Origin of the sequence: Mesorhizobium sp. M1A.T.Ca.IN.004.03.1.1, assembly GCF_003997555.1 — a bacterium.
Taxonomy (GTDB): Bacteria; Pseudomonadota; Alphaproteobacteria; order Rhizobiales; family Rhizobiaceae; genus Mesorhizobium.
Map to the genome: position 1 here is coordinate 1 of NZ_RZTV01001105.1, position 235 is coordinate 235.

A 235-nucleotide genomic window follows, 5' to 3' on the forward strand; every position below is an offset into this window, starting at 1 on the left:
GAAAGCAACCTCGTCGCCGGCCGCCAGGATCTCGTCCCTGGCAAACCACTGGTCTACGGCCAGTCCATCACCGACGGCTGCATCGACTGGCATATGTCGGTCGCGGTACTGGAAGACCTGGCTAAATCCGCCCGCGAGCGCCGCCGGACCCGCGCTTAAGCAGCCGGGAAATAGCGGACATAGGCGAACTCTTCGCCGTCAGGAGACCAGCAGGGCACGTTGATCGTGCCCTGCC

General features: G+C 64.3%; 1 pseudogene. It reads left to right on the forward strand.

Annotation, left to right across the window (positions count from 1 at the left end):
- Positions 1–159: pseudogene (locus EOD29_RS37765) on the forward strand (3-deoxy-7-phosphoheptulonate synthase); the annotation flags it as partial.
- Positions 160–235 lie beyond the last annotated feature (76 nt).